Source organism: Mycobacterium bohemicum DSM 44277, from assembly GCF_001053185.1.
Taxonomy (GTDB): Bacteria; Actinomycetota; Actinomycetes; order Mycobacteriales; family Mycobacteriaceae; genus Mycobacterium; species Mycobacterium bohemicum.
Genome location: NZ_CSTD01000001.1, coordinates 1,625,407 through 1,650,103, shown reverse-complemented (window position 1 = coordinate 1,650,103; position 24,697 = coordinate 1,625,407). Strand labels below are relative to the sequence as shown.

At 69.4% G+C, this 24,697-nt stretch carries 26 protein-coding genes and 1 pseudogene; 11 read left to right on the top strand and 16 right to left on the bottom strand.

Annotated features, from left to right (window positions below):
* Positions 1–160 precede the first annotated feature (160 nt).
* A pseudogene (locus BN971_RS07545) lies at positions 161–1,059 on the top strand (Rv1157c family protein).
* Between the two features lie 52 nt (positions 1,060–1,111).
* On the opposite strand, the gene BN971_RS07540 reads toward BN971_RS07545, so the two are convergent.
* Together BN971_RS07540 and BN971_RS07535 are read right to left on the bottom strand one after the other, a co-directional pair.
* Positions 1,112–1,258 carry a hypothetical protein gene (locus tag BN971_RS07540; protein WP_063892814.1) on the bottom strand — a complete coding sequence of 49 codons (147 nt, stop codon included), beginning with the start codon at positions 1,256–1,258 and terminating at the stop codon, positions 1,112–1,114.
* Entirely contained in the window at positions 1,255–1,833 is a 579-nt protein-coding gene (locus BN971_RS07535) for an HhH-GPD-type base excision DNA repair protein (RefSeq protein ID WP_085180418.1), read from the bottom strand. The genes BN971_RS07540 and BN971_RS07535 overlap by 4 nt, the downstream gene beginning before the upstream one ends.
* A gap of 111 nt (positions 1,834–1,944) precedes the next feature.
* Here BN971_RS07535 and BN971_RS07530 point away from each other — a divergent pair, with 111 nt between their 5' ends.
* Positions 1,945–2,529: a nuclear transport factor 2 family protein gene (locus BN971_RS07530; protein ID WP_085180419.1), complete on the top strand. Its 585-nt coding sequence runs from the start codon at positions 1,945–1,947 to the stop codon at positions 2,527–2,529.
* Here the strand turns inward: BN971_RS07530 and BN971_RS07525 are convergent.
* Together BN971_RS07525 and BN971_RS07520 are read right to left on the bottom strand one after the other, a co-directional pair.
* Complete coding sequence (locus BN971_RS07525) at positions 2,526–2,720, bottom strand: DUF5302 domain-containing protein (protein WP_085180421.1); 195 nt, start codon at positions 2,718–2,720, stop codon at positions 2,526–2,528. The two genes, BN971_RS07530 and BN971_RS07525, sit on opposite strands and share 4 nt — an antisense overlap.
* A 234-nt stretch (positions 2,721–2,954) precedes the next feature.
* Entirely contained in the window at positions 2,955–3,398 is a 444-nt protein-coding gene (locus BN971_RS07520; protein ID WP_085180424.1) for a PPOX class F420-dependent oxidoreductase, read from the bottom strand.
* A gap of 64 nt (positions 3,399–3,462) precedes the next feature.
* Here BN971_RS07520 and BN971_RS07515 point away from each other — a divergent pair, with 64 nt between their 5' ends.
* Positions 3,463–3,987, top strand: coding sequence for a DUF1697 domain-containing protein (locus BN971_RS07515; RefSeq protein ID WP_085180426.1), 525 nt, complete (start codon positions 3,463–3,465; stop codon positions 3,985–3,987).
* A 13-nt stretch (positions 3,988–4,000) separates the two neighbouring features.
* Here the strand turns inward: BN971_RS07515 and BN971_RS07510 are convergent, their stop codons facing one another.
* Complete coding sequence (locus tag BN971_RS07510; RefSeq protein WP_085180428.1) at positions 4,001–4,366, bottom strand: Rv1152 family transcriptional regulator; 366 nt, start codon at positions 4,364–4,366, stop codon at positions 4,001–4,003.
* Positions 4,367–4,403: 37 nt separating this feature from the next.
* Here BN971_RS07510 and BN971_RS07505 point away from each other — a divergent pair, with 37 nt between their 5' ends.
* Together BN971_RS07505 and BN971_RS07500 are read left to right on the top strand one after the other, a co-directional pair.
* On the top strand, positions 4,404–5,117 hold the full coding sequence (locus BN971_RS07505) for an SIR2 family NAD-dependent protein deacylase (RefSeq protein ID WP_085180430.1): 714 nt from the start codon (positions 4,404–4,406) through the stop codon (positions 5,115–5,117).
* A gap of 115 nt (positions 5,118–5,232) precedes the next feature.
* The gene (locus tag BN971_RS07500) at positions 5,233–6,087 is read left to right on the top strand and encodes a type IV toxin-antitoxin system AbiEi family antitoxin (RefSeq protein ID WP_085180431.1); all 855 of its coding nucleotides are present in this window, start codon (positions 5,233–5,235) and stop codon (positions 6,085–6,087) included.
* Positions 6,088–6,180: 93 nt separating this feature from the next.
* Here the strand turns inward: BN971_RS07500 and BN971_RS07495 are convergent, their stop codons facing one another.
* Genes BN971_RS07495 through BN971_RS07485 form a run of 3 tightly spaced genes read right to left on the bottom strand, consistent with a single transcriptional unit; the run spans position 6,181 to position 9,849 of the window.
* Positions 6,181–6,822 carry a class I SAM-dependent methyltransferase gene (locus BN971_RS07495; protein WP_085180433.1) on the bottom strand — a complete coding sequence of 214 codons (642 nt, stop codon included), beginning with the start codon at positions 6,820–6,822 and terminating at the stop codon, positions 6,181–6,183.
* Positions 6,819–7,514 (bottom strand): TetR/AcrR family transcriptional regulator, encoded by a 696-nt coding sequence (locus BN971_RS07490; RefSeq protein ID WP_085180434.1) that lies wholly within the window; start codon positions 7,512–7,514, stop codon positions 6,819–6,821. The genes BN971_RS07495 and BN971_RS07490 overlap by 4 nt, the downstream gene beginning before the upstream one ends.
* 1 nt (position 7,515) lies before the next feature.
* A complete protein-coding gene (locus tag BN971_RS07485; RefSeq protein WP_085180436.1) occupies positions 7,516–9,849 on the bottom strand; it encodes an MMPL family transporter in 2,334 nt (777 codons plus the stop codon).
* A 269-nt stretch (positions 9,850–10,118) separates the two neighbouring features.
* On the opposite strand from BN971_RS07485, the gene BN971_RS26270 reads away from it, so the two are divergent.
* Positions 10,119–10,250 (top strand): hypothetical protein, encoded by a 132-nt coding sequence (locus BN971_RS26270; RefSeq protein WP_139027063.1) that lies wholly within the window; start codon positions 10,119–10,121, stop codon positions 10,248–10,250.
* Positions 10,251–10,386: 136 nt separating this feature from the next.
* On the opposite strand, the gene BN971_RS07480 is transcribed toward BN971_RS26270, so the two are convergent.
* Together BN971_RS07480 and BN971_RS07475 are read right to left on the bottom strand one after the other, a co-directional pair.
* The gene (locus tag BN971_RS07480) at positions 10,387–11,151 is read right to left on the bottom strand and encodes a 3-hydroxyacyl-CoA dehydrogenase (RefSeq protein WP_085180438.1); all 765 of its coding nucleotides are present in this window, start codon (positions 11,149–11,151) and stop codon (positions 10,387–10,389) included.
* Positions 11,152–11,185: 34 nt separating this feature from the next.
* Positions 11,186–12,271, bottom strand: a complete 1,086-nt coding sequence (locus BN971_RS07475) for a CaiB/BaiF CoA transferase family protein (protein ID WP_085180440.1) — start codon at positions 12,269–12,271, stop codon at positions 11,186–11,188.
* Positions 12,272–12,383: 112 nt separating this feature from the next.
* Between BN971_RS07475 and BN971_RS07470 the strand changes: the two genes are divergently transcribed.
* Together BN971_RS07470 and BN971_RS07465 are read left to right on the top strand one after the other, a co-directional pair.
* Positions 12,384–13,196, top strand: a complete 813-nt coding sequence (locus BN971_RS07470; RefSeq protein WP_085180442.1) for an enoyl-CoA hydratase — start codon at positions 12,384–12,386, stop codon at positions 13,194–13,196.
* A gap of 78 nt (positions 13,197–13,274) precedes the next feature.
* A complete protein-coding gene (locus BN971_RS07465) occupies positions 13,275–14,621 on the top strand; it encodes a DUF2867 domain-containing protein (RefSeq protein ID WP_085180444.1) in 1,347 nt (448 codons plus the stop codon).
* An 8-nt stretch (positions 14,622–14,629) separates the two neighbouring features.
* Here the strand turns inward: BN971_RS07465 and BN971_RS07460 are convergent, their stop codons facing one another.
* On the bottom strand, positions 14,630–15,337 hold the full coding sequence (locus BN971_RS07460) for a CPBP family intramembrane glutamic endopeptidase (RefSeq protein WP_085180446.1): 708 nt from the start codon (positions 15,335–15,337) through the stop codon (positions 14,630–14,632).
* A complete protein-coding gene (locus BN971_RS07455; protein ID WP_085180448.1) occupies positions 15,334–16,476 on the bottom strand; it encodes an NAD(P)H-binding protein in 1,143 nt (380 codons plus the stop codon). The genes BN971_RS07460 and BN971_RS07455 overlap by 4 nt, the downstream gene beginning before the upstream one ends.
* A 143-nt stretch (positions 16,477–16,619) precedes the next feature.
* Between BN971_RS07455 and BN971_RS07450 the strand changes: the two genes are divergently transcribed.
* Positions 16,620–17,120, top strand: coding sequence for an isoprenylcysteine carboxyl methyltransferase family protein (locus BN971_RS07450; RefSeq protein WP_085180451.1), 501 nt, complete (start codon positions 16,620–16,622; stop codon positions 17,118–17,120).
* Positions 17,121–17,130: 10 nt separating this feature from the next.
* Complete coding sequence (locus BN971_RS07445; protein WP_085180452.1) at positions 17,131–18,147, top strand: NAD(P)/FAD-dependent oxidoreductase; 1,017 nt, start codon at positions 17,131–17,133, stop codon at positions 18,145–18,147.
* A 27-nt stretch (positions 18,148–18,174) separates the two neighbouring features.
* Here the strand turns inward: BN971_RS07445 and BN971_RS07440 are convergent, their stop codons facing one another.
* Both BN971_RS07440 and BN971_RS07435 read right to left on the bottom strand, forming a co-directional pair.
* Positions 18,175–18,978 (bottom strand): crotonase/enoyl-CoA hydratase family protein, encoded by an 804-nt coding sequence (locus BN971_RS07440; RefSeq protein WP_085180454.1) that lies wholly within the window; start codon positions 18,976–18,978, stop codon positions 18,175–18,177.
* A complete protein-coding gene (locus tag BN971_RS07435) occupies positions 18,975–20,123 on the bottom strand; it encodes a thiolase family protein (protein WP_085180456.1) in 1,149 nt (382 codons plus the stop codon). The genes BN971_RS07440 and BN971_RS07435 overlap by 4 nt, the downstream gene beginning before the upstream one ends.
* A 272-nt stretch (positions 20,124–20,395) precedes the next feature.
* Here BN971_RS07435 and BN971_RS26595 point away from each other — a divergent pair, with 272 nt between their 5' ends.
* The gene (locus BN971_RS26595) at positions 20,396–21,895 is read left to right on the top strand and encodes a GH12 family glycosyl hydrolase domain-containing protein (RefSeq protein ID WP_085180457.1); all 1,500 of its coding nucleotides are present in this window, start codon (positions 20,396–20,398) and stop codon (positions 21,893–21,895) included.
* A gap of 10 nt (positions 21,896–21,905) precedes the next feature.
* On the opposite strand, the gene BN971_RS07425 is transcribed toward BN971_RS26595, so the two are convergent.
* Together BN971_RS07425 and BN971_RS07420 are read right to left on the bottom strand one after the other, a co-directional pair.
* On the bottom strand, positions 21,906–23,390 hold the full coding sequence (locus BN971_RS07425; protein WP_085180459.1) for an aldehyde dehydrogenase family protein: 1,485 nt from the start codon (positions 23,388–23,390) through the stop codon (positions 21,906–21,908).
* A gap of 90 nt (positions 23,391–23,480) precedes the next feature.
* Entirely contained in the window at positions 23,481–24,695 is a 1,215-nt protein-coding gene (locus tag BN971_RS07420; RefSeq protein WP_085180460.1) for a cytochrome P450, read from the bottom strand.
* Positions 24,696–24,697 lie beyond the last annotated feature (2 nt).

The following is a 24,697-nucleotide window of genomic DNA, read 5'->3' as shown; positions in this document are numbered from 1 at the left end:
AATGCCCTTCTCGGCCTCCCCGCCGGCCCCGCGCGGCCGCCAGGTCACCGCCGCCGCTCGTATCAATAACGATCACATAAATGCCACACGTGTCACTTGAGTCACACCAGTATCAACGTAGCTTCAGGCACGGACCTTGTCGTCGATACCAGGGAGAGTCATGCCAACCATCTGGACTTACTTGCGTGCAACCGCCGTCGTAGTCGGTTCGTCCGCCGCACTACTGACGGGCGGCATCGCGCACGCCGACCCCGTGCCGGCGCCGCCGGTGCCCAACATTCCGCAGCAGCTGATCGCCTCGGCGGCCAACGCGCCGCAGATCCTGCAGAACCTCGCCACCGCGCTGGGCGCGACGCCGCCGGCGGCCCCGGCCACCCCCGGCATCAGCTTCCCGGGAGTTCCGGCGGCCGGTGCGACCTCGCCCGCCGCGCCGACCAACCCGGGCGGCCTTGCGGGGATGCTCCCCGGCCTGCTGCAGCAGACGCCCGCGGCGCCGGCCGCACCCGCGGCACCCGCCGCCCCGGCCGCCCCCTCGATCCCCGGCCTGCCGGCGATTCCGGGGCTGTCGACGCCGCCCGCGGCCCACCCGCGGCTCCCCCGGCGCCGGCCCCGGCTTCGGCGCCCGCGGCGAACCCGGATTTCGGTCCTGACGCGCCGCCCACACAGGACTTCATGTATCCCTCGATCGGCACGAACTGCCTGGCCGACGGCAGCAACGCGATAGCGACCGCCCTGTCGGTGGCGGGTCCGGCCAAGATTCCGCTTCCCGGACCCGGGCCCGGTCAGACGGCGTACGTGTTCACCGCGGTGGGCACCCCGGGACCCGCCGAGGTGCAGAAGCTGCCGCTCAACGTCACCTGGGTGAACCTGACCACGGGTAAGTCCGGCAGCGCCACGCTCAAGCCGCGGTCCGACATCAACCCCGAGGGCCCCACGACATTGAGCGTGATCGCCGACACCGGTTCGGGGAGCATCATGTCGACGATCTTCGGGCAGGTCACCACCAAGGAACGGCAGTGCCAATTCATGCCCACCATCGGTTCGACGGTGGTGCCGTAGAGGTTGCCAGCGCGGACGCGCGTGTCACCGGACGGTGGCACGCGCGTCCGCGTCAGTACGCCATGAACAGAATGGCGTCGCGGTCGTAGTCGAGACCGGGGTGGACGCTGGCGAGGTGGGCCTGGGTCAACTCGACCAGCTCGTCCTCGTCCTTGCCCACGATGGCCTCCCCGCACGGACACGTGATGTGTGTCTTCACGTTGCTGCCTTTCCCTTAGCTGCTGCCTTCATCTGCTTCTTGTAGGAACGCACCTGGCCGCGCGACTTGTCGTCGACGATGTCGGCGACCGAGAGGTAGGTGCCGGGCCGGCCGAACTCCCCGGCCGCTTCCCGCCAGCCCGTCGGCGTCACGCCGTACTGCTTGCCGAGCAGGGCCAGAAAGATCCGCGCCTTCTGTTCCCCGAAGCCGGGCAGCCCGTTGAGGCGGCGCAGCAGTTCCTTGCCGTCGGGCTCGCCGGCGGTCCACAGGCCGGCCGCGTCGCCCTCGTAGCGGTCCACGATGATCTGCGCCAGCGCCTGGATCCGCTTGGCCATCGACCCCGGAAAGCGATGCACCGCCGGCCTTTCGGCGCACAGCGCCGCGAACTTCTCCGGGTCGTGATCCGCGATCGCCGCGGCGTCGAGCCCGCCCATCCGGTCCGCGATCTTCTTGGGCCCCGCGAAGGCGGTCTCGAAGGTCACCTGCTGGTCCAGCAACATGCCGATCAGCAACGCGAACGGATCGTCGTCCAGCAGCGCGTCGGCGTCGGGGTTCTGGGCGAGGCAAAGTTTCACTGTCGGCGACCTTCCTTCCGCTGAACACCCTACGACCGGCACCCATTCGGTTCGAGACCAACCGCCGAAACGCCGCGTACGGCCAGCGCCTAACCACGGCGTTATGGTGACGTGGTGGTCGATGAAGCCCAATTGACGCTGATGCTGGCCCGCGACGAACTGCGCCACCTGGTCACTGCCTACTGCCGGGCCGTCGACCGTGCCGATTACGCGACGCTTCGTAGCCTCTACCACCCGGGCGCGACCGACTCGCACGGCTCGTTCTCGACCGGCGGCGTCGAAGAGTTCATCGCGCAGCTACAGGCCGCGGAGCCCTATGTGCTTGTGTCGCAACACAACATCACCACAACGAACTTCGCGATCGACGGCGACTCGGCCCAGGGTGAGATCTACTGCCTGGTGTTTCACACCTTCGCCGGCCCCGACCACGACGTGGATGTCATCATCGGCGGCCGGTATCTGGACGAATACGCCAAACACGACGGCCGCTGGAAGTTCAGTCACCGCACCATCGTCGCGGACTGGGCATACCAAAACGACCCGTCCCAAGTGAACTTCGACCACCCCAGCACCCGGGGAAGCCTGCGGGGCAAGCCAGGGCAGGCAGACCCGTCGATCGGCCTGTTCGCTCGTGACCGCGGCGCCGGATCAGGCGGGCACAATGCCGCGAATTCGCCTGTGCGCGAAGGTTATTAGCCGCTCTTGCGGCGAAATTCCCGGCGCCCCTCCACCGGCCCGTGCGCCCGCGGTTGCTTGCCGCCCGCGTCCTTGTGGTCTGATCCGCCCGACGATTTCGCCAGCTTGCGGTCGAGGGCTTCCTTGAACTTGCGCTTGGTGTCGTCCTCCCCGGCCGACTCCGCCGACTCGGGGGACTTCGATGCTGCCATAGCGGGAGCCTAGCCCTGATGGTGGCGACCCGCTGCGCCCGGCTTCGCCGCGCTTGCGATCGCACTGGCCCTTTGGTGGCGACCCGCTGCGCCCGGCTCCGCCGCGCTTGCGATCGCACTGGCCCTGATGGTGGCGACCCGCTGCGCCCGGCTCCGCCGCGCTTGCGATCGCACTAGCCCTTTGGTGGCGACCCGCTGCGCCCGGCTCCGCCGCGCTTGCGATCGCCACTGGCCCTACCGGACGCCGGGGGGCATGCCGTACACGTGGGCGATCGGGAGCGTCAGCAGCACCCGGCGGTCGGTGACCATCGCCTGCCGGTAGTCGTCCCAGTCCGGGTGTTCACCGGCGATGTTGCGGTACAACGCGATCAGCGCCTCGACGGTGTCGTCGTCCGGCGCGGCGGCCGGCGGGGTGAGTTCGGCCGTGCCTTCGGCCACGGCGTACGACCAGCCGTCGTCGGCGTCGACCAGGATGGACGCCCGCGGGTCGCGGCGCAGGTTGCGCGTCTTGGCCCGGGGCTCGGTGATCGACACCTGGATCAGCAGCGTGCGCGGGTCGAAGTGGTACTGCACGTTCGACAGTTGCGGACGCCCGTCGCGCTTGATGGTGGCCAGCACCCCCAGGGAGTTCCCGCTGATCACGGCCAACAGCTTGTCGTCGAAGACTTGGCGTCCCATGCGATGAGCCTACGTCTCGCGTCCCGCGCCCCCGCGCCTGAGCCCGACCTGGTGAAATCGGGTGATGACCAGATATGCGGCGTTCCTGCGGGGTGTCAACGTCGGCGGGGTCAACCTGAAGATGGCCGACGTGGCCGACGCGCTGTCCGGCGCCGGTTTCACCGACGTGCGAACCGTTCTGGCGACCGGCAACGTGTTGCTGCAGTCTTCCGCCCGATCCGCCACCGTGCGCACCAACGCCGAGGCCGCGTTGCGCGCCAGGTTCGGCTACCAGGCCTGGGTCCTGGTCTACGACATCGACACGGTGCGCGAGATCGTCGACGCCTACCCGTTCGAGCCGGAGGTGGACGGCTACCAGTCCTACGTCACGTTCGTGGCCGACGGCGCGGTCCTCGACGAGCTCGCCGCGCTCGGCGAGGGAGCCGGTCCCGACGAGAAGATCAGCCGCGGCCCCCTGGGCGTCCTGTATTGGCAGGTGCCCAAGGGCGCGACGCTGGACAGCACGATCGGCAAGACGATGGGCGAGCCGCGATACAAGTCATCGACGACCACCCGCAACCTCCGGACGCTGCACAAGGTGCTGCGGTGACACCGCCGTCGGCTCAGTCGTCGGGTACGGCCTCGACGTAGCGCACCGCGTCGGCCTTGGCCAAGCCGAGGTCCCGGGCTATCCGCATGTACTCGCGGGCCGCGGCCGCCATCGCGGCGTCCTTCGGGTCGTAGCGGGCGACGAAGGTGCCGAACCGGCCGCGGGTTTCGATGATGGCCGCGTGCTCCAGCTCGCGATAAGCGCGGGCCACGGTGTTGACGGCGACCCCGAGCTGGCCGGCCAGCTCGCGGACGGTGGGCAGGCGTGTGCCGGGCGGCAAGGCGCCGTCCCGCACGCCGTCGATGACCTGGGTGCGGAGCTGGTCGAACAGCGGTCTGCCCGCATTCATGTCGACCCGTAGCCATTCCCGCAGCTCCATGGTCCCAGTATCACTCAGGCCCGACTATCTTGGTGGGATGCGAGTAACGGTGCTCAGCGGCGCGGGGATCTCCGCGGAAAGCGGCGTGCCGACGTTCCGTGACGACAAGAACGGATTGTGGGCCCGCTTCGATCCCTACGAGCTGTCCAGCACGCAGGGCTGGCGCGACAATCCCGAGCGCGTCTGGGGCTGGTATCTGTGGCGGCACTACCTAGTGGCCAACGTGCAGCCCAACCTGGGGCATCGCGCGATCGCCGACTGGCAGAAGCACGCCGAGGTCAGCGTCGTCACCCAGAACGTGGACGACCTGCACGAGCGTGCCGGCAGCGCGCCGGTGCACCACGTCCACGGCAGCCTCTTCGAATTCCGTTGCGACCGCTGCGATATGCCCTACACGGGGCGGCTTCCGGAGATGCCCGAGCCGACGCTGGAGGTCGAGCCCCCGGTCTGCCACTGCGGCGGGCTCATCCGGCCCGACATCGTGTGGTTCGGCGAGCCGTTGCCCGACAAGACGTGGCAGCACGCCGTCGAAGCGACCGAGGCGGCCGACCTGATGGTGGTGGTGGGGACCTCGGCCCTGGTCTACCCGGCGGCCGGCCTCGCGGAGCTGGCGCTGTCCCGCGGTACGGCCGTCATCGAGGTCAATCCCGAGGTCACGCCGCTGTCCCGGCACGCCACCTTGTGCGTGCGAGAGACGGCGACCACGGCATTGCCGGGGCTTTTGCAGCGGATTCCCGCGCTGCTGAAGTAGCCGAGCCTGCGCTGACGGCGCCGAGCCTGCGCACAGATCGCCGTCGGTCCACAGATCGCGCCCTGAACGCGGATTCGGGAAGCGCCGCGACCGGGCGGTCGGCCACTCTGCCGGCATGGCGATCGGCGAACCGTTCATCGGCAGCGAGGCGTTGGCGTGCGGAGCGCTGCGGCGCCATCAGCTGCGATCCCGATTCCGGGCCGTCTTTCCCGACGTCTACGTCAGACGAGACCGACAGCCGACGATCCGCGACCGCGCGGTGGCGGCCTGGCTGTGGTCGCACCGTCGCGGCGTGCTGGCCGGGCTGACGGCGGCTGCATGGCACGGCTCGAAATGGGTGGACGAGGCCCTGCCCGTCGAGCTGATCTGGTCGAATGCGCGACCACCCCGCGGGCTGCGGACCTTCGACAGGCGGCTGTGCGCCGACGAATTCGAGGAACTGGCGGGCGTCCCGGTGACCACGCCGCAGCGCACCGCCTTCGACATCGGCCGGCGGAAGGCGCTGTTCTTCGCGGTGGCCCACCTGGACGCCCTGTTACGCGCGACCGCGGTCAAGGTGGACGAAGTCGCCGAACTGGCCGACCGGCACCGCGGGGCCCGCGGCCTCCGGCAGCTCGAGCGCTCACTTGACCTGGTCGATGTCGGTTCGCAGTCGCCGAGGGAGACCTGGCTGCGACTCCTGCTGATCCGCGCCGGCCTACCGCGGCCGACCACCCAGATAAAGGTGGTCAGCGCCGACGGGCAGGTGTACTACCTCGACATGGGCTGGGAGCACGTCATGGTCGCCGTCGAGTACGACGGCGAGCATCATCGGCTGGACCGCTGGCAGTACGCCCGCGATGTTCGCCGTCGCGAGACCTTGGAGCGGCTTGGCTGGGTCGTCATCCGGGTGCTCGCGGACGATCGACCATCCGACATCGTCCGCCGAGTGCGCGATGCGCTGGACTTTCGCGCATCGAGCCTGCGCTGACGGCGCCGAGCCTGCGCACAGATCGCGCTTCGGTCGCTCAAGCCGCCCTGGGCGCAGCCTCGGCACATTCAGACGCCCCGGAGGCCCAACGTGTCAGGGCCGGCGGGCCCGCCCCAGCACCAGCTCCGACACCGGCATCGGCGCCCACACCGGAAGCGTCATCTCGCGCCGCGAAACCTCGACCTCGAACCCGGCCTCGCGGATCGTGCGTTCGGTGTCGCGGTGGGTGTGGCAGTTGCCGAGGAGCCTGGGCCACAGCGTCGCGTCGGCCAGCCGCTGGAACCGGCCGCGGAAACCGGCGCTGGCCACATGCTCGAGATACCGCAATTCACCGCCCGGACGCAGCAGCGAATACAGCCGCCGCAAAACGCCGGCGGGATCGCGCACCGAGCACAACACCAGCGAGCACACCACCGCATCGAAGGGCTCCTCGCCCGCGACCCCCTCCGCGGTCTCACAGGTGACGGTGATCGGGACCGGCACCACGGCGGCCGCGGCCTGGGCCTGGGCCATCAGTCGGGGCTCGGGCTCGACTGCCACCACCTGCTGCACCGAGTCGGGGTAGTTGGGGAAGTTGGTCCCGATCCCCGCGCCCACCTCCAGCACGCGGCCCGACAGGCCGGCCAGATTCTCCCGGCGCATGGCCCGGATCGGCCCGGCTTCGTGGGTGGCGACGATCGGCCAGATCCGGGCGAAGAACGGGTTGTCGACCTTCGACGCGACTGGCTGCTTCATCTCCAGGGATCCTCCGATTGCCGATGCGCCGCCACCCATGCCGCCAGCTTCTGGGGCGTGGCATCGGTGTCGCAGTAACCGATGACCACCTGCCCGCAGAACACCGAGCACAGGATCCGGTCGGCGAACGCCTCGGCATCGCCGAACGGCAAGTGCGGTTTCGCGATCACCATAGCCGCCACGCCATGCACCGCGCTCCACAATTGCAGGGCGACGCGGGTCGGGTCGTCGGCCAGGAGGATGCCGTCGTCCATCAGCCTGAGCGCGGAGGCCCGCAGGTGCTGCAGCACCGAGGCTTCCAGCGTCGCGTCGACGTCGCCGGCGAAGAGCCATTCCCGCATCGTCGCGATCCGGTAGAGCTCCGGTGTCCGGGCGGCGAAGCGGAAGTAGGCCAGCCCTTGGGCGCGCAGCGCGTCCACCGGACATGGTTGCTCGGCGGCCCGCCGCATGTCCGCGTCGAGCTTGTCGAAGTGACGCGCGCAGACGGCGTCCAGCAGGGCTTCCTTGTCGGCGAAATGCAGGTAGATCGACGGCGGCGTGACCCCGACGCGCCGGGCCACCGAGCGGATCGACACCCCCCTCGCCCGCCCGGTTTCCAGCAGCAGGTCGGTGGCCGCGTCCAGGATCTCCTCGCGCAGGCGGTCGCCGGATCCGCGCGGGGCCCTGGGGCGGCGCAGACCCTCGATCGACACGTCAACCAATCTTGGTCACCGGCTGCGTGATCACGCGACCAGTGTGCTGCGCCGGCTCGCCGGCCTCCCGGGCCGGCTCGGCGCTTCGCGTCCGCGCGGCGGGTCCCTCGCTGACGCCGAACCGATCGTGCAGCCGCACGAGGGACTTGGGCGCCCACCAGTTCCATTGGCCCATCACGTGCATGAACGCCGGGACGAGGACCATCCGCACCAGCGTCGCGTCGGCGAAGACCGCCAGCGTCAGGCCCAGGCCGAACATCCTCATGAACGACACGTGGGCGGCGATCAGCGCGGCGAAGGACATCGACATCACCAGCGCGGCGGCGGTGATCACCCGGCCGGTCCGCGCAACGCCGTGCGCGACGGCCTCGTCGTTGGCGACCTGCGCCTCGTCCTTGTTGGACGCCGCGATCCGGTATTCCAGCCAGTACTCGCGGATGCGGGAGACCAGGAACACCTCGTAATCCATGGACAGCCCGAACGCGATGCAGAACAGCAGGACCGGCATGTTCGCCACGAGGGTGCCGCTGGGCGTCGTACCCAGGGCGCCCAGGTGGCCGTCCTGGAAGATCCACACCAACGCCCCGAACGCCGCCGTCAGCGACAGCACGTTGCACACCAGCGCCTTGAGCGGCAGCACCACGCTGCCGGTGAGCAGGAACAGCAACGCGAAGGTGATGGCGGCCATCAGCCCCAGCACCAGGGGAAGGCGATTGGTGACGGCGTCGACGCTGTCGCGGTTGACCTGCGCGACACCGGCCATCTCGACGGCGCGGCCGCCCGGCCCGGCGACCTGGTGCAGCCGCCGGAGCTGGGCGTCGGAGGCGTCGGAGAACAGCGGGGCCGTCGTGCTGACCGTCAAGAGGGCGCTGCCGTCGGTGATCCCGGCGGCCGCGGCGGGCGGTCCGGCCCGCCGTCCCCCGACGAACGTCCCGCCCGGGGCCGACACCGCCGACACTTCGGGGACACGCGACAACTTGGCCGCGTACTGGTCGAGTTCCGCCGGGTTCAGCCCCCGGGCGTCGGGGACGACGATGGGCACGGCGGTCGCCGAGTCGTTCGCGAAGTCGGTGCGCATCCGGTCACCGACCTGGTGCGACGACGCCGAGACCGGCAGCACGCGGTCGTCGGGGAAACCCCATTTGACGCCGGCGAACGGGAGCCCGAGCAACACCAGGATCGCGATGACGGCCATCCCGATCGGAAACCAGCGCCGCATCACGAACTTGCTCGACCGGTACCAGAACATCTGCTCGACGGGCTTGTGCGCCGGCTCCGGCCGACGGAACAGGCGGCGCACCAGGCGCCGCGCGTCCAGCGAGTCCAGTCGCGGGCCCAGCAGCACGATGGCCGCGGGGGTGATCACGATGGAGGCGGTCGCGACGAACGCGACGGTCGCCACCCCGGCGTAGGCGAAGGACTTCAGGAAATACATCGGGAACAGCGCCGTCGCGGACATCGACAGCGCCACGGTCACCGCGGAGAACAGCACCGTGCGGCCCGAGGTTGCCATGGTCCGGATCAGCGCCTCGTGCCGGTCGCTGCCGGCGGCCAACTCGTCCCGGTAGCGGCTGAGGATCAGCAACGTGTAGTCGATGGCCAGCGCCAGGCCCAGCGCGGTGCTGAGGTTGAGGGCGAAGATCGACACCTCAGTGGTGAAGGTGATCAGCCGCAGGACGGACATCGATCCGACGACGGCCAGCGCGCCGAGGGTCATTGGCAGCGCGGCCGCCAGCAGCCCGCCGAATACCCACACCAGCACCAGGAAGCTCAAAGGGATGGCGATGACCTCCATCACCAGCAGGTCTTCCTGATTTTGCTTGTTGATCTGCGCGTATTCCATCGCCGAACCGCCGGCGCGGACGGTCACACCGTCGCGATCGTGGACGAACTCGTCGGACAGGCTCTGGGCGTTCTTCTGCGCGTCGTTCTCGCCGCCCTTGAGGTTGACGACGATGATCCCGGACTTCCCGTCGTTGCTGATGAGGTTCTTCGCGGCCTGCGGTGGCGCGGTCCAGGCCGACGAGACGTTGTACACCAGCGGTGAACGCTGCAGGTCCAAGACGAGATCTTTGCCCACCCGGCGGGCCTCGTCGCTGTTGACGCCGGCCGGTGCGGTCACCATGACCAGCATCTGCTGGCCGCTCTGCCCGAACTTGTCGCCGAGCACGGCGATGGCGCGGGCCGACTCCGAATTGGGGTCTTGAAAGCCGCCCGGGGCCAGGCTCTTGGCGACCGGCACACCGAACACCGCGGCGGCGATGAAGATCAGAAGCCCGATCCCGAGAATGCGGCGCGGCGCCGCGATAGCCAGTCGAGCAATGCGCTGCAGCATTTTGAAGCCTTCCCCCCGGCCGCAAGCGACCGGTTGCTGCTGATGCGCTGGCCGCTATCCGCGAAAACTTACCAACGCTAACTTACAGGTGTCAAACAACGTCTGCCATGACTACGGGGGCCGACGGGCCGCGGTTCACCAGCCGAAAACGGCCGATTACGCCACCGCTCAGGGGCCGGTCGGCGCGCAAGCTACTCGCGGGTAAATTGCCACCATTTTCCGAATCGAGACTCAAAGATTCCTTAAGCGCGACCCATACGCTCAGTGTCATGTGGATCGACGACTCAAGTGCCGACGTCATCAAGGCTGACTTCGAGGCCCTCTACCACGGCGACATGCTGGTGGAAGGCGAGACCTCGGAGCAGTTCGAAGACTTCCAGTCCCTGCCCACGGCCAGCTGAGCGACGACCATGAGTGTGCTTGCTCGCCTGCTAATGGCCGAACCCGCCGTCAGTCGCTGGTTCCGCCGATAAATCGACTTCATCCACAAACGTCAGCCCCCTGCCGATGGCGGGGGGCTTTCGTTTATCCGGATCCTCAGCGCGGCGCCATCCGGATGGCGCCGTCCAGGCGGATGACCTCGCCGTTGAGCATCGGGTTCTCGATGATGTGCACCGCCAGGGCCCCGTACTCGTCGGGATCACCCAGCCGGGCCGGGTGCGGCACCTGCTTGCCGAGCGACTTCTGCGCCTCCTCGGGCAGCGAACCCAGCAACGGCGTCTTGAACAGCCCCGGCGCGATCGTCACCACGCGGATCAGTTCCCGCGACAGGTCGCGCGCGATCGGCAGCGTCATCCCGACCACGCCGCCCTTGGAGGCCGAGTAGGCGGCCTGGCCGATCTGGCCCTCGAACGCGGCGACCGAGGCGGTGTTGATGATGACGCCGCGCTCTTGCTTGTCCGGGCCACCGATGGGCTCAGTTCTGGCGATGCGCTCGGCCGCCAGCCGCAGCACGTTGAAGGTGCCGATCAGGTTGACCCCGACCACCTTCTTGAACGCGTCCAGCGGGAAAGGGCCGTCCTTGGACAGCGTCTTGATGGCGTTCCCGATGCCCGCACAGTTGACGTTGATGCGCAGCGGGCCGAGCGACTCGGCGGTGTCCAGAGCCTTGGCGACGCCCGCCTCGTCGGTGACGTCGGTCTGCGCGAAGTGCGCGCGGTCGCCCAGCTCGCGAACCGCGTCCTCGCCCCGCAGGTCGAGCACCACCACCTGCGCGCCGGCGTCCAGCAGCCGCTTGGTGGTCGCCAGGCCCAGGCCCGACGCGCCCCCGGTGACGACGGCTACGGCATCTCTGATCTCCATGCGAGTCCTTCCCTATCCACCAGTTGGTCGGGGACTATACCCAATCGTTGAGGACGGCCTCGATGTCGGGCAGCGGCGCCGCCGGGGGACGCGGGGCGTCGGCGGGCGTGCGGGAAAACCGCGGCGCCGGCAGCGGCTGCAAGCCGCCCTCGGCCTCGTAGAACGTGTGCCGCTCGCTGATGTGCGGCTCGGTCAGCACCTCCCCGAACGCCAGCACCGGCGTCACGCAGGCGTCGGAATCGGCGAACACCTTGGCCCAGTGGTCGCGGTCCCGGCCGGCGAACCTCTCCGTGAGGGCCGCCCGCAGCTCGGGCCAGCGGCCGACGTCGTTCTGCGCCGGCAGGTCCGCGCCCTCCAGCCCGAGCCCCGCCAGCATGGCCGCGTAGAACTGCGGCTCGATCGCGCCGACGGCGACGTAGCGCCCGTCGGCGCACTCGTAGGTGTCGTAGTAGGGCGCGCCCCCGTCGAGCATGTTGGTGCCCCGCGCATCCGTCCACATGCCCATGCCGCGCATCGCCCACATCATCTGGATCAGCATGCTCGAGCCGTCGACCATGGCGGCGTCGATGACCTGGCCCTTGCCGGAGGTCTGCCGCTCCCACAACGCGGCCAGGATGCCGACCAGCAGGAACATCGAGCCGCCGCCGAAGTCGCCGACCAGGTTCAGCGGCGGCACCGGGCGCTCGTTCGCCCGGCCGATGGCGTGCAGGATGCCGTTGAGCGAGATGTAGTTGATGTCGTGGCCGGCCTGCTGGCTGCGGGGACCCGTTTGTCCCCAGCCCGTCATGCGGGCGTAGATCAGGCGCTCGTTGACCTTCGCGCAGTCTTCGGGGCCCAGCCCCAGGCGCTCGGTGACGCCGGGCCTGAAGCCCTCGATCAGCACGTCGGCCCTGGCGACCAGCCGCAGCACCTGCTCGCGGCCCGGCTCGGACTTCAGATCGGCCGTCACCACGCGGCGGTTGCGCAGCATCGCGTCGCGTGCCGCCCCGGCGGGACCGCCCGTCGGGCGGTCGACGCGGACCACGTCGGCGCCGAGGTCTCCGAGGATCATCGCGGCATGCGGGCCGGGTCCGATGCCGGCCAGCTCCACCACCCGCAGTCCATTCAACGGTCCAGCCACGACCCACCGACCTTTCGTCCGCACCGACGTTTCGACCGGGATAACAACCGGCCGTTGGCATCTTCGCAGCCGCCCCGGCGGCCCGCGCACGCCGGTCGCCTAATGTGAGGACATGCCGGAATCCGGGATCGCCTCGCTGAAACCCGTCCCAGGTCTGCTCGTCGCGCTGGCCGACGGTGTGCTGTCGGTGACCATCGACCGCCCCGACAGCCTGAACTCGCTGAGCGTTCCGGTGATCACCGGGATAGCCGATGCGCTGGAGTGCGCCGCCACCGACCCCGCGGTCAAGGTGGTGCGCCTGGGCGGAACGGGTCGCGGGTTCTGCTCCGGGGCGGGCATCAGCGCCGACGACCTGGCGGGCAGCGGCGGGATCCCGCCCGACGAGATCGTCCTGGAGATCAACCGGCTGATCCGGGCGATCGCCGCGCTGCCGCACCCGGTGGTGGCGGTGGTTCAGGGCCCGGCCGCCGGTGTCGGCGTGTCGATCGCCCTGGCGTGCGATGTCGTATTGGCTTCGGAGCAGGCGTTTTTCCTGCTCGCGTTCACCAAGATCGGGTTGATGCCCGACGGGGGCGCGTCGGCGCTGGTCGCGGCCGCGGTCGGCCGGATCCGGGCGATGCAGATGGCGCTGCTGGCCGAGCGATTGCCGGCCGCCGAGGCGCTGGCCTGGGGCCTGGTCACCGCGGTCTACCCCGCCGGCGACTTCGAGGCCGAGGTCGACAAGGTGATCGAACGGCTCTCGGCCGGCCCCGCGGTGGCGTTCGCCAAGACCAAGGAGGCGATCAATGCGGCCACCCTCACCGAGTTGGACGCCGCCCTGCAGCGGGAATACGACGGCCAGGCGCGCCTGCTGGTGTCGCACGATTTCAAAGAGGGCACAACCGCTTTCCAACAACGGCGAACCCCCAACTTCGCCGACCGCTGAATGCGTCCGCATTAGTCAGGCGGTTATCGGGCAATCCTTGCGTCGGGTCCCATCTGACGGGCGAGGAACGGAGCATCGATGGTTGAACAGGTTCGCTGTCTGGTGACCGGTGCGACCGGTTACATCGGCGCCCGGCTGGCTCCGCGACTGCTGGACGAGGGCCACCGGGTCCGCGCGCTGGCCCGCGACCCGTCGAAATTGGCGGATGTACCGTGGCGGGATCGCGCAGAGGTGGCGCGCGGCGACCTGGGCGACGTCGACTCGCTGGTCGCGGCGTTCGACGGCATGGACGTCGTGTATTACCTGGTGCACTCCATGGGGTCGTCCAAGGATTTCGCCGACGAGGAGGCCCGCGCGGTCCGCAACGTGGTGACGGCGGCCCGAAGCACCGGGGTGCGGCGGATCGTGTATCTCAGCGGGCTGCACCCGGAAGGCCGCAAGCTCTCGCCGCACCTCGAGTCCCGCAAGGCGGTGGGTGAGGCGCTCATCGAGTCCGGCATCGAAACGGTGGTGCTGCAGGCCGGCGTCGTCGTCGGCTCGGGCTCGGCGTCGTTCGAGATGATCCGCCACCTCACCGACCGGCTGCCGGTGATGACCACGCCGAAGTGGGTGCACAACAAGATCCAGCCGATCTCGGTGAGCGACGTGCTGCACTACCTGGTCGCGGCGGCCACCGCGACCGTGCCGTCCTCGCGGACGTGGGACATCGGCGGACCCGACGTGCTGGAGTACGGCGACATGATGCGGATCTACGCCGACGTGGCCGGACTCGGGAAGCGCTACCTGATAGTGCTGCCGTTCCTCACCCCGACCATCGCCAGCCTCTGGGTGGGAACCGTGACCCCCATTCCGCCGGGCCTGGCCCGGCCGTTGATCGAATCGCTGGAGTGCGACGCGGTGATGCGCGACCACGAGATCGACAGCGTCATCGAGCCGCCGCCGGGCGGCCTGACCGGCTACCGCCGCGCCGTGGAGCTGGCGCTGAGCCGGGCGGCGCGCGGCCTGCCCGATCCGTCGTGGTCGTCGTTGCAGTCCGAGCCGGCCGAGGCCTTGCCCAGCGATCCCGACTGGGCCGGCGAGATCGTGTACACCGACGTGCACGGCGCCGACGTCGACACCCCGCCCGACGAGGTGTGGCGCGCCCTGGAGACGGCCGCGAAGAAGGCCGTGGACCGCGGGCGCTGGAGCGTTCAGGAGGAAGAGCCCGGCCGGATGCTGCGGCTGCGGGCGCAGAACCGCGCCCCCGGGCGCCAGTGGCTCGAAATCACCGTGACGCCGCGCGACGGCGGCAGCCGGTACAGGCAGCGGTCCATCTTTCTGCCCCGCGGCCTTCCCGGGCGGGCGTACTGGGTCTTCGCCCGGTCGGCCAACGCCAGAGCCCGGCGCGCCCTGGCCCGCGAGGTGATCGGTTCGGCCACCGGCTGATTCGGCGCTCAGACGCCGAACATCGGGGGCAGCACGAGCACCATGATCAGGCCCCACACCACGTGGGTCAGCACCGGCGCCAGCACGCCGCCGGTGGCCCGGCGTTCGAACGCGCACACGGTCCCCAGGATGACGGCGGCGAATCCGAGCATCGGGTTGCCGCTGGCCATGGTGGCGGCGGTGTACAGGACGGTCGAGATCACCACCGGGTAGCGCTGGCGCCCGAGGGCGCTGTACAGCGCTCCGCGGAAGAACAGCTCCTCGGCGATGCCGTTGACCACGGTGATCACCACGATGAACGCATACGACCCGTGGTGGGCGAACAGCAGCACCCGGGTGATCAGTTCGGCGACGGGGGGAATCTTGCGCACGATCAGCCCGCCGACCACAAATGCCCCGCCCACCAGCAGGCCGATGGTCGTCCCCGTGATGACCGGCCGCTGGTTGCGGCCACGCCAGCAGATGCCGCCCAGGTGCAGCGGCCCGGACAGCATCGCGCCGGCGACCCACACCGCAGCCAACACCAGGGTCAGCCAATAGAAGCTGGACTCGCCCGGGTGGCGGCGCAGCGAGTACCCCAGGACCGAGGCCCCGACCACCAGCGTGACCGCCACGACGAACCGCCGGCGGTGCACGACGTTGGGTGGTTCGTTGTGCGGCACGGCGACGTTGGTGAGGGCACGGCGAAACTCGGTCGTCACGGTTGACTGGCTCATGCGAAACGCACCTTCGGAGTCAGGGCAATCAGGATGTCGAGGCTGGCCCGCAGGGCGCCGGCGACCGGTCCGGGAACATTGTCAACCAAACCCAGGGTGGGCCGCGCGACGGGCGGGGTGACGGCGCGGGCGAGCCGGCGGATCCGCAGGGCGTCGCCGCCGGCCCAGCCGGGGTCGCTGTCGGCGAGGTCATGGGGGTCGGCCAGGGCGTTGACGGGCCTGGGCCTGCGGTTGGCCCGGCCGGCCAGCGCCAGGGTGATGGCGTCGTCGATGCCGAGCAGCCCGCCGGGCGGGTCGGGCACCAGGCCGCGCAGGCGGCTGCCGGAGGCCACCATCGGATGGTCCAGCGACTCGACGAGGTCGCCGGCCAGACCCGGGGGAACCGGCAGCGCGAGCCCGGTGACCAGCGAGGCCAACCCGGTGTCGACCCTGCCGACGGACAGGGCGGCGTGCCACCTGCCGGAGATGCGCGCGTAGGTCCTGAGCAGCTCCCGGTACGAGGTGGTGTCGGGGCCGCAGATGTCGTAGGCACCCGGGGGCACGCCGGGGTCGGCCGCGGCGACGAGATAGTGCAACACGTCGCGGATGGAGATCGGATCGATCGGGTTGTCCATCCAGTTCGGTACCGGTATCAGCGGGAACCGGTCGCCGACGTAGCGCATCATCTCGAACGAGGTGGAGCCGGCGCCGATGATGAGCGCGGCCCCGAGCCACACCAGCTCCGGTCCGCCGGGCACCGCCAGGGCCTCGGCCACTTCCGCGCGGCTGGCCAGGTGCTCGGAGAGGGCCTCGCCGTCGGGCACGAATCCACCCAGGTACACGATGCGGCGCACCCCGGCGTCGCGGGCCGCGGCCGCGACGTTGGCGGCCGCCGCCTTGTCCAGCGCGCGGAACCCGGGCTGGCCGATGGCGTGCACCAGGTAATAGAGCACGTCGACACCGGAGCTGGCGAGGGCAGCTCGGACCGACGCCGGGTCGGCGGCGTCGAGAGCGACGGGCGTGACGTCGGCAAACCAGCCGAAGCGTTTCAGGCCCCTTGGGTCCCGGCTGGCCGCAAGCACCTGGTGCCCCTCGCCCAGCAACGCCGTGACCAGCCGCGATCCGACATAACCGGTGGCCCCCGTCACCAGAATCCCCATACCGACGACCCTACCGGCGCCGCCCGGCGGCCCCCGAGGGCTTCCGGGCGCTTCCGGGGGGGTTGAACCCGCGCCGCGACGGTAGCGTGATGCACTCGGGACGAATCGCCCGACACCGAGTCGGCGCTGAGATAGTGGGAGCCATGTATTACCTGCTGATCCTGGCGGTCGGGATCGAACGCCTGGCGGAGCTGGTGGTCTCCCAGCGCAACGCCCGATGGTCGTTCGCCCAGGGCGCCAGGGAGTTCGGCCGGACCCACTATGCGGCGATGGTCGGCATTCACACCGCGCTGCTGATCGGCTGCGTCGTCGAACCGTGGGCGCTGCACCGGCCGTTCATCCCGTGGCTGGGCTGGCCGATGCTGGCGGTGGTGGCGCTGAGCCAGGGGCTGCGCTGGTGGTGCATCAGCACGCTGGGCCGGCGGTGGAACACGCGGGTGATCGTGCTGCCGGACGCGCCATTGGTGGCCGAAGGCCCGTACCGGTGGCTGCACCATCCCAACTACGCCGCCGTGGTGGCCGAGGGGGTGGCGCTGCCGCTGGTGCACACCGCCTGGCTGACCGCGGTGGCTTTCACGCTGGCCAACGCGCTGGTGCTGCGGGTGCGGCTGCGCGTGGAGAACTCGGCGTTGGGCTACGCATGACGGACTACGCATGACGGATTACGACGCCGACCTGCTGGTCGTCGGGGGCGGGCCCGGCGGCCTGGCCACCGCGCTGCAGGCGCGGCGCCGTGGACTGTCGGTGATCGTGGCCGAGCCGCGCGACGGCCCGATCGACAAGGCATGCGGCGAGGGCCTGATGCCGGGCGGCCTGGCCGAGCTGACGTCGCTGGGCGTCGACCCGGCCGGCATGCCGTTTCACGGGATCGCCTACGTCAGCGAGCACCGGCGGGCGCAGGCGCGTTTCCGTACCGGGCCGGGGCGTGGCGTGCGGCGGACCACCCTGCACGCGGCGCTGGAGGCGCGGGCGAAAGAGCAAGACACGGAATGGATTCGGGCGAAGGTCGCCGATGTCCGGCAGGACGCGCACGGGGTGGCGGCCGCCGGCGTGCGCGCGCGGTACCTGGTGGCCGCCGACGGGCTGCATTCGTCGGTGCGGCACGCCGTCGGCATCGCCGCGAAGGCCGGAAAGCCGCGGCGGTACGGAGTGCGCCGGCACTTTCACGTGCCGGCGTGGTCTGACGTCGTCGAGGTGCATTGGTCGCGCTGGGGTGAGGCCTACGTGACGCCGGTGGAACCCGACCTGGTCGGCGTGGCGATCCTCTCCGGCGGCCGCCCCGACCTGGCCTGGTTTCCCTGGTTGGCCCGACGCCTGGAGGGCGCCGAGCGCGGCAAGGCCCGCGGTTGCGGCCCGCTCCGGCAGGTGGTTTCGCGCCGCGTCGCCGGCCGGGTGCTGCTGGTCGGCGACGCCGCGGGCTACGAGGACGCCCTGACCGGCGAGGGCATCAGCCTCGCGGTCAAGCAGGCCGCCGCGGCGGTGGACGCGATCGTCGACGACGCGCCGGCCTCCTACGAGGCGGCCTGGCACCGGGTGACCCGCGACTACCGGCTGCTGACCCGCGGGCTGGTGCTGGCCAGCGCGCCGCCGGTGGCGCGCCGGGCTATCGTCCCGGTGTCCACGCTGCTGCCCGGGGTGTTCCGCTGGGGTGTGAACGTCCTGGCGAGCTGACGCGCCGCTTTTAGGCGCGAGCGGTCGTTAACGCGCCTTCCAGACCGGCTGCCGCTTCTCGGCGAAGGCCAGCGGCCCTTCCCTGGCGTCCTCGGACCTGATCAGCGTGCGCATCTCGCGCACGGTGCGCTCCCAGCCGGGTTCCTCGTCGACGACGACGCCGTCGTCGACGCCGTAGGCGATGCGCTTGCTGGCCTGCACCGAAAGCGGGGCGTTGACGGTCACCCGCGCGGCCAGCGCCAGCGCAGCGTCCAGCACGGGGCCGTCGGCGACCACCTGATTGATCAAGCCCCACCGGCATGCGTCGGACGCGGTGATCGGCTCGCCGGTCATCAGCAGTTCCATGGCCACCTTGCGGGGCAGGTGGCTCATGATGCGGAACACACCGCCGGCGGCCGCGATCAGTCCCCGCTTGACCTCCGGCAGGCCGAACGTGGCGCTTTCGGCGGCCACCACCAGGTCGCTGGCCATCGCGATCTCGCTGCCACCGCCCAACGCGGTGCCGTTGACCGCGGCGATCGTCGGCTTGTCGATGAAGTGGTGCACGTATCCGGCGAAGCCCCACTCCCCGTGGTCGGGGTGGTAAAGGTTCTCGCGGCGCGCGATCGCCTTGAGGTCGGCGCCCGCGCAGAACGACCTATCGCCCGCGCCGGTGATGACGACGGCGCGGACGTCGGGATCGTGCGCCGCCTCCTCCAGGGCGTCCCCGACCCCGACGCTCACCGCGGCGTTGATCGCGTTGCTGGCCTCCGGCCGGTTGATGGTGATGACGGCGACGTTGCCGCGACGTTCGACCAGCACCGCCGGCCGGCCGTCACCGGCTTCGGTCACAGAAGCTCCACGATGGTGGCGTTCGCCTGGCCGCCGCCCTCGCACATGGTCTGCAGGCCGTAGCGAATTCCCTTGTCCCGCATGTGATACAGCAGCGTGGTCATCAGCCGCGCGCCGGAGCCGCCGAGGGGGTGGCCCAGCGCGATCGCGCCGCCGTTGGGGTTGAGTTTCTTCTCGTCGGCGCCGATGTCCTTCAGCCACGCCAGCGGGACGGGCGCGAAGGCCTCGTTGACCTCGTAGGCGCCGATGTCGTCGATGGACAGGCCGGAGCGCTTCAGCACCTTCTGCGTCGCCGGGATGGGCGCCGTCAGCATGATCACCGGGTTGGCGCCGGCGAGCGTCGCGGTGTGCACCCGCGCGAGCGGCTTGAGCCCGAGCGCCTTGGCCTTCTCCGCCGACATGAACAGCAGTGCGGCCGAACCGTCGGAGATCTGCGAGGAGTTGCCGGCGTGGATCACCCCGTCCTCCTTGAACGCCGGCTTCAGCGACGCCATCTTCTCCATGGGCGTGCCGCGGCGGATGCCCTCATCCTTCAGCACGACGTTGCCGTCGGAGTCCTTGATGCCGACGATCTGGTCGTCGAAAGCACCGGAATCCTGTGCGGCGGCGGCCTTTTCGTGCGACGCGAGCGAGAACTCGTCGAGCGCGGTGCGGTCCAGCCCCCACTGCTCGGCGATCATCTCCGCACCGAGGCCCTGGTTGGGGATCTGGCCCTCGTAGCGGTCCAGGAAGGCTTTCGGGTACGGCCGTCCGCCGTTGGCCAGCGACGAGCCCATCGGGGTCCGTGACATCGACTCGACACCGCCGGCGACGACGACGTCGTAGTGCCCGGCGATCACTCCGGCCGCGGCGAAGTGAATGGACTGCTGGCTGGATCCGCACTGCCGGTCGACGGTCACGCCCGGCACGGTCTCCGGCCACCCGGCGGTCAGCAGTGCGGTGCGGCCGATGTCGAGGGCCTGCTCACCGGCCTGCATGACGCAGCCCCAGATGACGTCGTCGACGATCTCGGGGTCGATTCCGGTCCTGTCGACCAAGCCGTTGAGCACCTGTGCCGACAGGTCCGCCGGGTGCACCCCGGACAACCCGCCGTTCCGCTTCCCGATCGGTGAGCGCACTGCCTCGACGATGACGGCTTCAGCCATGGTGATGTCTCCTTTGACGGTGGGTCTTCTCGGCGCTTGCCTCGATTGTCAACCAAGGGGTTGGGAGGCCGCTGGGCGGGGTGGCCCACGGCCTCAACCCGACGTCCAGAATTTGTGCGTTTTCTCCATTTATGTAATGCCACTGGACATTTCGGGGTCGCGCGTCTAATTCGCGCAAAAGGCGGCGTGCGCCGCCCCCAAAACCTTTAGCATCATTTGCACCGCGATAAACCCGTGATAGCAGGGTTCAAACGTCACTCAGGGGGTCGCATATGTCGTTTGTGATTTCGGATCCCGACGCGATGGCGGCCGCCGCGTCCGACGTCGCCAGGGTGGGCTCCACGCTTCGCGCCGCCAACGCCGCGGCGGCGGGATCGACGACGGTGGTCGTGTCGGCGGCGGCCGATGAGGTGTCCGCGAGCGTGGCGGCGTTGTTCGGCAGTGCCGGGCAGGAATACCAGGCCCTCATCACCCGAGCGGCCGATTTCCACGCCTGGTTCGTGCAGACGTTGGCGCAGAGCGCGGGGCTGTATGCGCTGGCCGACACGTCGAACACTTCACCTTTGGGGATGTTCGCGCGGGAACTGCTGGGCGTCTTGGGTGCACCGGTTGGCGGCAACACCGCCAACGGCGCGACAACCACCGGCGGCACGAACACCGGGGGTACGACAACGGGCGGCACGGGCACCGGCGGCACCGGCGGCACCGGCGGCACCGGCAACGGAATAACGGCGACTTACACGCTGACATCGCAATGGAGTAATGGTTTCACCGGCAATTACACGCTGACGAATTCGGGGGTGACTCCGCTGACCAACTGGCAGGCCCAATTCAGCCTGCCCGCAAACGAATCCGCGACGAGTGCATGGAACGCGCAACTCGCCCAATCCGGCACTCAATACACCCTGACTCCCGAGAGTTACAACAGCACCATTGCACCGGGCGGTTCGGTCACGGTGGGCTTCCAGGCCAGCCAAACCGGCGCCTACTCGCCACCGACGAATCTGCTGGTGAACGGCCAGACGGTCACCATAGGCGGCACGGGCGGGGGCGGAACCGGCGGTGGCGGAACCGGCACCGGAGGGACCACCGGCGCCACGTTGATCTCCACCCAGTACGGAACGACCACGATCCAAAACGCCTACGTCGTCCAGAACAACGCCTGGAACAACCCCAACGGGCAGGCCATCAACGTGACGTCGACCGGCTTTTCCATCGCCACGGAAAACGGCTCGGCCCCCACCAACGGCGCCCCGCTGGGCTACCCGTCGATCTTCGACGGCTGGCACTACGGCACCGGTTCCCCCGGTACCAATCTCCCCATGCAGCTGAGCCAGATCCAAACCGCCACCAGCAGCATCGATTACACCTATCCCGGCACCGGAACCTATGACGCGTCCTACGACATCTGGCTGAACCCGACACCCATCACCACCGGCGTCAACCAGCAAGAGATCATGATCTGGTTCAACCACGTCGGCCCCATCCAACCGGTCGGCTCGGCGGTCGGTAACGCCACGATCGACGGGCGCAGCTTCGTGGTGTGGGTGGGCGGCAACGGTTCGAACAACGTGGTGTCCTACGTCGCGGCCACGCCGATGACCTCCTGGAACGATTTCGACGTCCTGGGTTTCGTGGACAACACGGAAACCCTGGAGCCGGTGACCAACTCCTGGTACCTCACCAGCATTCAAGCCGGCTTCGAGCCGTGGACTGGCAGCGTCGGCGCGTCGGTCGACTCGTTCTCCGCGAGCGTCAACGGCGTCAGCTAGCCGCCCCCGGTCAACCGACCGGGTACCCCACCGACTTGATCTCGGTGTACTGGTCGAACCCGGCGATACCGTTCTGGCGGCCCACCCCGCTGGCCTTGTATCCGCCGAACGGGGTGTCGGCGCCGTACGGGGCGCCGCCGTTGACGCCGATGAAGCCGGCCCGGATCCGTCGGGCCACCGCGAGCGAGCGCTCGAGCGAACCCGACATCACGTTTCCTGCCAATCCGTACTTGCTGTCGTTGGCGATCCGGATCGCGTCCTCCTCGTCGTCGAACGGGATGACCGACAGCACCGGGCCGAAGATCTCCTCCTGAGCGATCGTCATGGAGTTGTCGACGTCGGTGAAAAGCGTTGGGCGAACATAGAATCCCTTGTCGAAGCCGGTCGGCGCGTCCGGGCCGCCGACCAGCGCCGTGGCGCCCTCTTCCACGCCCTTGCGGATGTAGCCCATGACGCGGTCGCGCTGGACCTCCGAGATCACCGGACCGCACAGCGTTCCGGGATCCTGCGGATCACCGCACGTGACGTTCTCGTAGATGCTCTTGAGGATCGCCACACCCTCGTCGTAACGGGACCGCGGCAACAGCATCCGGGTGGGATTCGCGCAACCTTGCCCGGCGTGCATGCACGGGGCGATGCCGATCGCGCACGCCAGCCCGAAGTCGGCGTCTTCGAGCACGATGGTCGCCGACTTGCCGCCGAGCTCGAGGAACAACCGCTTCATGGTGGCGGCGCCCTTTTCCATGATCCGCTTGCCGACGACGGTCGAGCCGGTGAACGAGATCAGGTCGACCTTGGGCGACAGCGTGAGCTCCTCGCCCACGAAGTGATCCGATGCGGTGACGACGTTGACGACCCCGGGTGGGATGTCGGTCTTTTCGGCGATCAGCCGGCCGAGGCGGGTCGCGTTGAACGGGGTGTTGGGCGCCGGCTTGAGCACCACCGTGTTGCCGGTGCCCAGAGCCTGGCCGAGCTTGTTGAGCGTGACCTCGAACGGGAAGTTCCACGGCACGATCGCCCCCACGACACCGACCGGCTCACGCCATACCTTGATCGCGGTGTTCGCTCCGGTGAGGCTGATGACCCGGTCGCCCAGGTCGGTCTCCCAGGCATACTCGTCGATCAGCCGGGCCGGGTATTTCAGGCCGTCCTGCAGCGGCGCGTCCAGTTGGGGGCCGAACGTGATGGCCCGGGGCGCACCCACCTCGAGGATCAGCTCCTCGCGCAGCTCTTCCTTCTCCGACTCGATCGCCTCGTGCAGCTGCAAGAGGCAGCGTTGGCGCAGTTTGTGATTGGTCGACCAGTCGGTCTCGTCGAAGGCGCGCCGGGCGGCGTCGATCGCCCGGTGCATGTCCTCCTTCGAGGCGTCGGCGACCTCGCCGAGCGGCTCCTCGGTTGCCGGGTTGATGTTGGTGAAGGTCCCGGCCCGGCCCTCGACAAGTTCGCCGTCGATCATCATCTTCGGCTCGAAGCGGACCTTTACAGCCTCGGTCATGTTTGTCACTCTCTTCTGAGTCGTTAAGGGGCTACGGAGAGCCTTACTGGAAACTAGCCGAATGACAAGTTCCCGCCGTCGCGGGGTCGGTTATCGGGGGTCGAAAAGCACCGGCAGCGACGTCGGCGACCGGAAGATTTGGCCCCGGATGTGCGGGTCGTCCACGTCGGGGTCCAGCCGCAGATTCGGCAGCCGGTCCAACAGGAGGTTGACGGCGGTGCGCATCTCCAGGCGCGCCAGGTGCATGCCGAGGCAGACGTGCACGCCGTGGCCCCACCCCAGGTGTCCCCTGGCCGTGCGGAAGATGTCGAAGGTGTCCGGGTCGCGGTAGCGGTCCTCCTGCCGGTTGGCGGCACCGAGCATCGGCATCACCGTCGAGCCCGCCGGTATCGGCACGCCGCCGAGTTCGGTGTCGCGGGTGGCGACGCGGGTGATGGTCAGCAGGGGCGCCTCCCACCGCACCCCCTCCTCGATGGCCTGCGGCAGCAGCGACCGGTCCGCGCGCACGGCATCCAGCTGCGCGGGATCCGACAGCAGCGCGAAGAGCAGGTTGCCCAGCGATCGGTACGTCGTCTCGACTCCGGCGGGCAGCAGCAGCCGCAGGAACGAGTAGATCTCCTCGTCGTCCAGCTTGTGGCCGTCGATCTCGGCCTGGGCCAGCCCGCTGATTAGGTCGTCGCGCGGTTCGGCGCGGCGGGCGGCGAGGATGGGCGCGAAATAATCGCACAGGGCGGCCGAGGCCGCCAGACCACGTTCGGGGTTCAGGATCCAGCTCAGCAGCGATATGGACCAGCGTTGGAATTGCGGGTAGTCCTCCTCGGGCAGGCCCAGCAGGCCGGCGATGATCTGGCTGGGATAGTCGAAGGTGAACTCCTTGACCAGGTCGGCCTTACCTTTGGCCGCGAACCTGTCGATGAGGCTGTTGCCCACCCGCCCCACCAGTTCCTGCTCCCAGCGCGCCAAAGCCTTCTGCGAGAACGCCTTTGACACCAGGGAGCGCAGCCGGCCGTGCACCGGTTCGTCCATGCCGAGCATGACGCGCTCCCCCAGCACCGGCCCGAACGCCGCGATGACGGCCGCCGACGAGAACGTCTCGTTGTCGCGCAGCATCTGCTGGGCTTCCTCGTAGCGGTAGACGATGAAGACCGGCTTGGACTCCTCGTGCGGCATCCCGGAGACATCCAGGCGCTGGATCGGGTCCTCGCGGCGCAGCCGGGCCAGTTCCGTGTACGGGTCGCGCACGTCGCCAGAGACGGCGTCGTCGAAAGCGCCGAAGTCCTCCAGGTCGTCGAAAAGCTTTTCCATCG

Excerpts from the sequence above, each read along its gene's own strand:
- BN971_RS07525 (WP_085180421.1), bottom strand. The coding sequence starts at position 2,720 with ATGGCAGCATCGAAGTCCCCCGAGTCGGCGGAGTCGGCCGGGGAGGAC.
- BN971_RS07520 (WP_085180424.1), bottom strand. The coding sequence starts at position 3,398 with ATGGGACGCCAAGTCTTCGACGACAAGCTGTTGGCCGTGATCAGCGGG.
- BN971_RS07515 (WP_085180426.1), top strand. The coding sequence starts at position 3,463 with ATGACCAGATATGCGGCGTTCCTGCGGGGTGTCAACGTCGGCGGGGTC.
- BN971_RS07510 (WP_085180428.1), bottom strand. The coding sequence starts at position 4,366 with ATGGAGCTGCGGGAATGGCTACGGGTCGACATGAATGCGGGCAGACCG.
- BN971_RS07505 (WP_085180430.1), top strand. The coding sequence starts at position 4,404 with ATGCGAGTAACGGTGCTCAGCGGCGCGGGGATCTCCGCGGAAAGCGGC.
- BN971_RS07500 (WP_085180431.1), top strand. The coding sequence starts at position 5,233 with ATGGCGATCGGCGAACCGTTCATCGGCAGCGAGGCGTTGGCGTGCGGA.
- BN971_RS07495 (WP_085180433.1), bottom strand. The coding sequence starts at position 6,822 with ATGAAGCAGCCAGTCGCGTCGAAGGTCGACAACCCGTTCTTCGCCCGG.
- BN971_RS07485 (WP_085180436.1), bottom strand. The coding sequence starts at position 9,849 with ATGCTGCAGCGCATTGCTCGACTGGCTATCGCGGCGCCGCGCCGCATT.
- BN971_RS26270 (WP_139027063.1), top strand. The coding sequence starts at position 10,119 with ATGTGGATCGACGACTCAAGTGCCGACGTCATCAAGGCTGACTTCGAG.
- BN971_RS07480 (WP_085180438.1), bottom strand. The coding sequence starts at position 11,151 with ATGGAGATCAGAGATGCCGTAGCCGTCGTCACCGGGGGCGCGTCGGGC.
- BN971_RS07470 (WP_085180442.1), top strand. The coding sequence starts at position 12,384 with ATGCCGGAATCCGGGATCGCCTCGCTGAAACCCGTCCCAGGTCTGCTC.
- BN971_RS07465 (WP_085180444.1), top strand. The coding sequence starts at position 13,275 with ATGGTTGAACAGGTTCGCTGTCTGGTGACCGGTGCGACCGGTTACATC.
- BN971_RS07460 (WP_085180446.1), bottom strand. The coding sequence starts at position 15,337 with ATGAGCCAGTCAACCGTGACGACCGAGTTTCGCCGTGCCCTCACCAAC.
- BN971_RS07455 (WP_085180448.1), bottom strand. The coding sequence starts at position 16,476 with ATGGGGATTCTGGTGACGGGGGCCACCGGTTATGTCGGATCGCGGCTG.
- BN971_RS07450 (WP_085180451.1), top strand. The coding sequence starts at position 16,620 with ATGTATTACCTGCTGATCCTGGCGGTCGGGATCGAACGCCTGGCGGAG.
- BN971_RS07445 (WP_085180452.1), top strand. The coding sequence starts at position 17,131 with ATGACGGATTACGACGCCGACCTGCTGGTCGTCGGGGGCGGGCCCGGC.
- BN971_RS07435 (WP_085180456.1), bottom strand. The coding sequence starts at position 20,123 with ATGGCTGAAGCCGTCATCGTCGAGGCAGTGCGCTCACCGATCGGGAAG.
- BN971_RS26595 (WP_085180457.1), top strand. The coding sequence starts at position 20,396 with ATGTCGTTTGTGATTTCGGATCCCGACGCGATGGCGGCCGCCGCGTCC.
- BN971_RS07425 (WP_085180459.1), bottom strand. The coding sequence starts at position 23,390 with ATGACCGAGGCTGTAAAGGTCCGCTTCGAGCCGAAGATGATGATCGAC.
- BN971_RS07420 (WP_085180460.1), bottom strand. The coding sequence starts at position 24,695 with ATGGAAAAGCTTTTCGACGACCTGGAGGACTTCGGCGCTTTCGACGAC.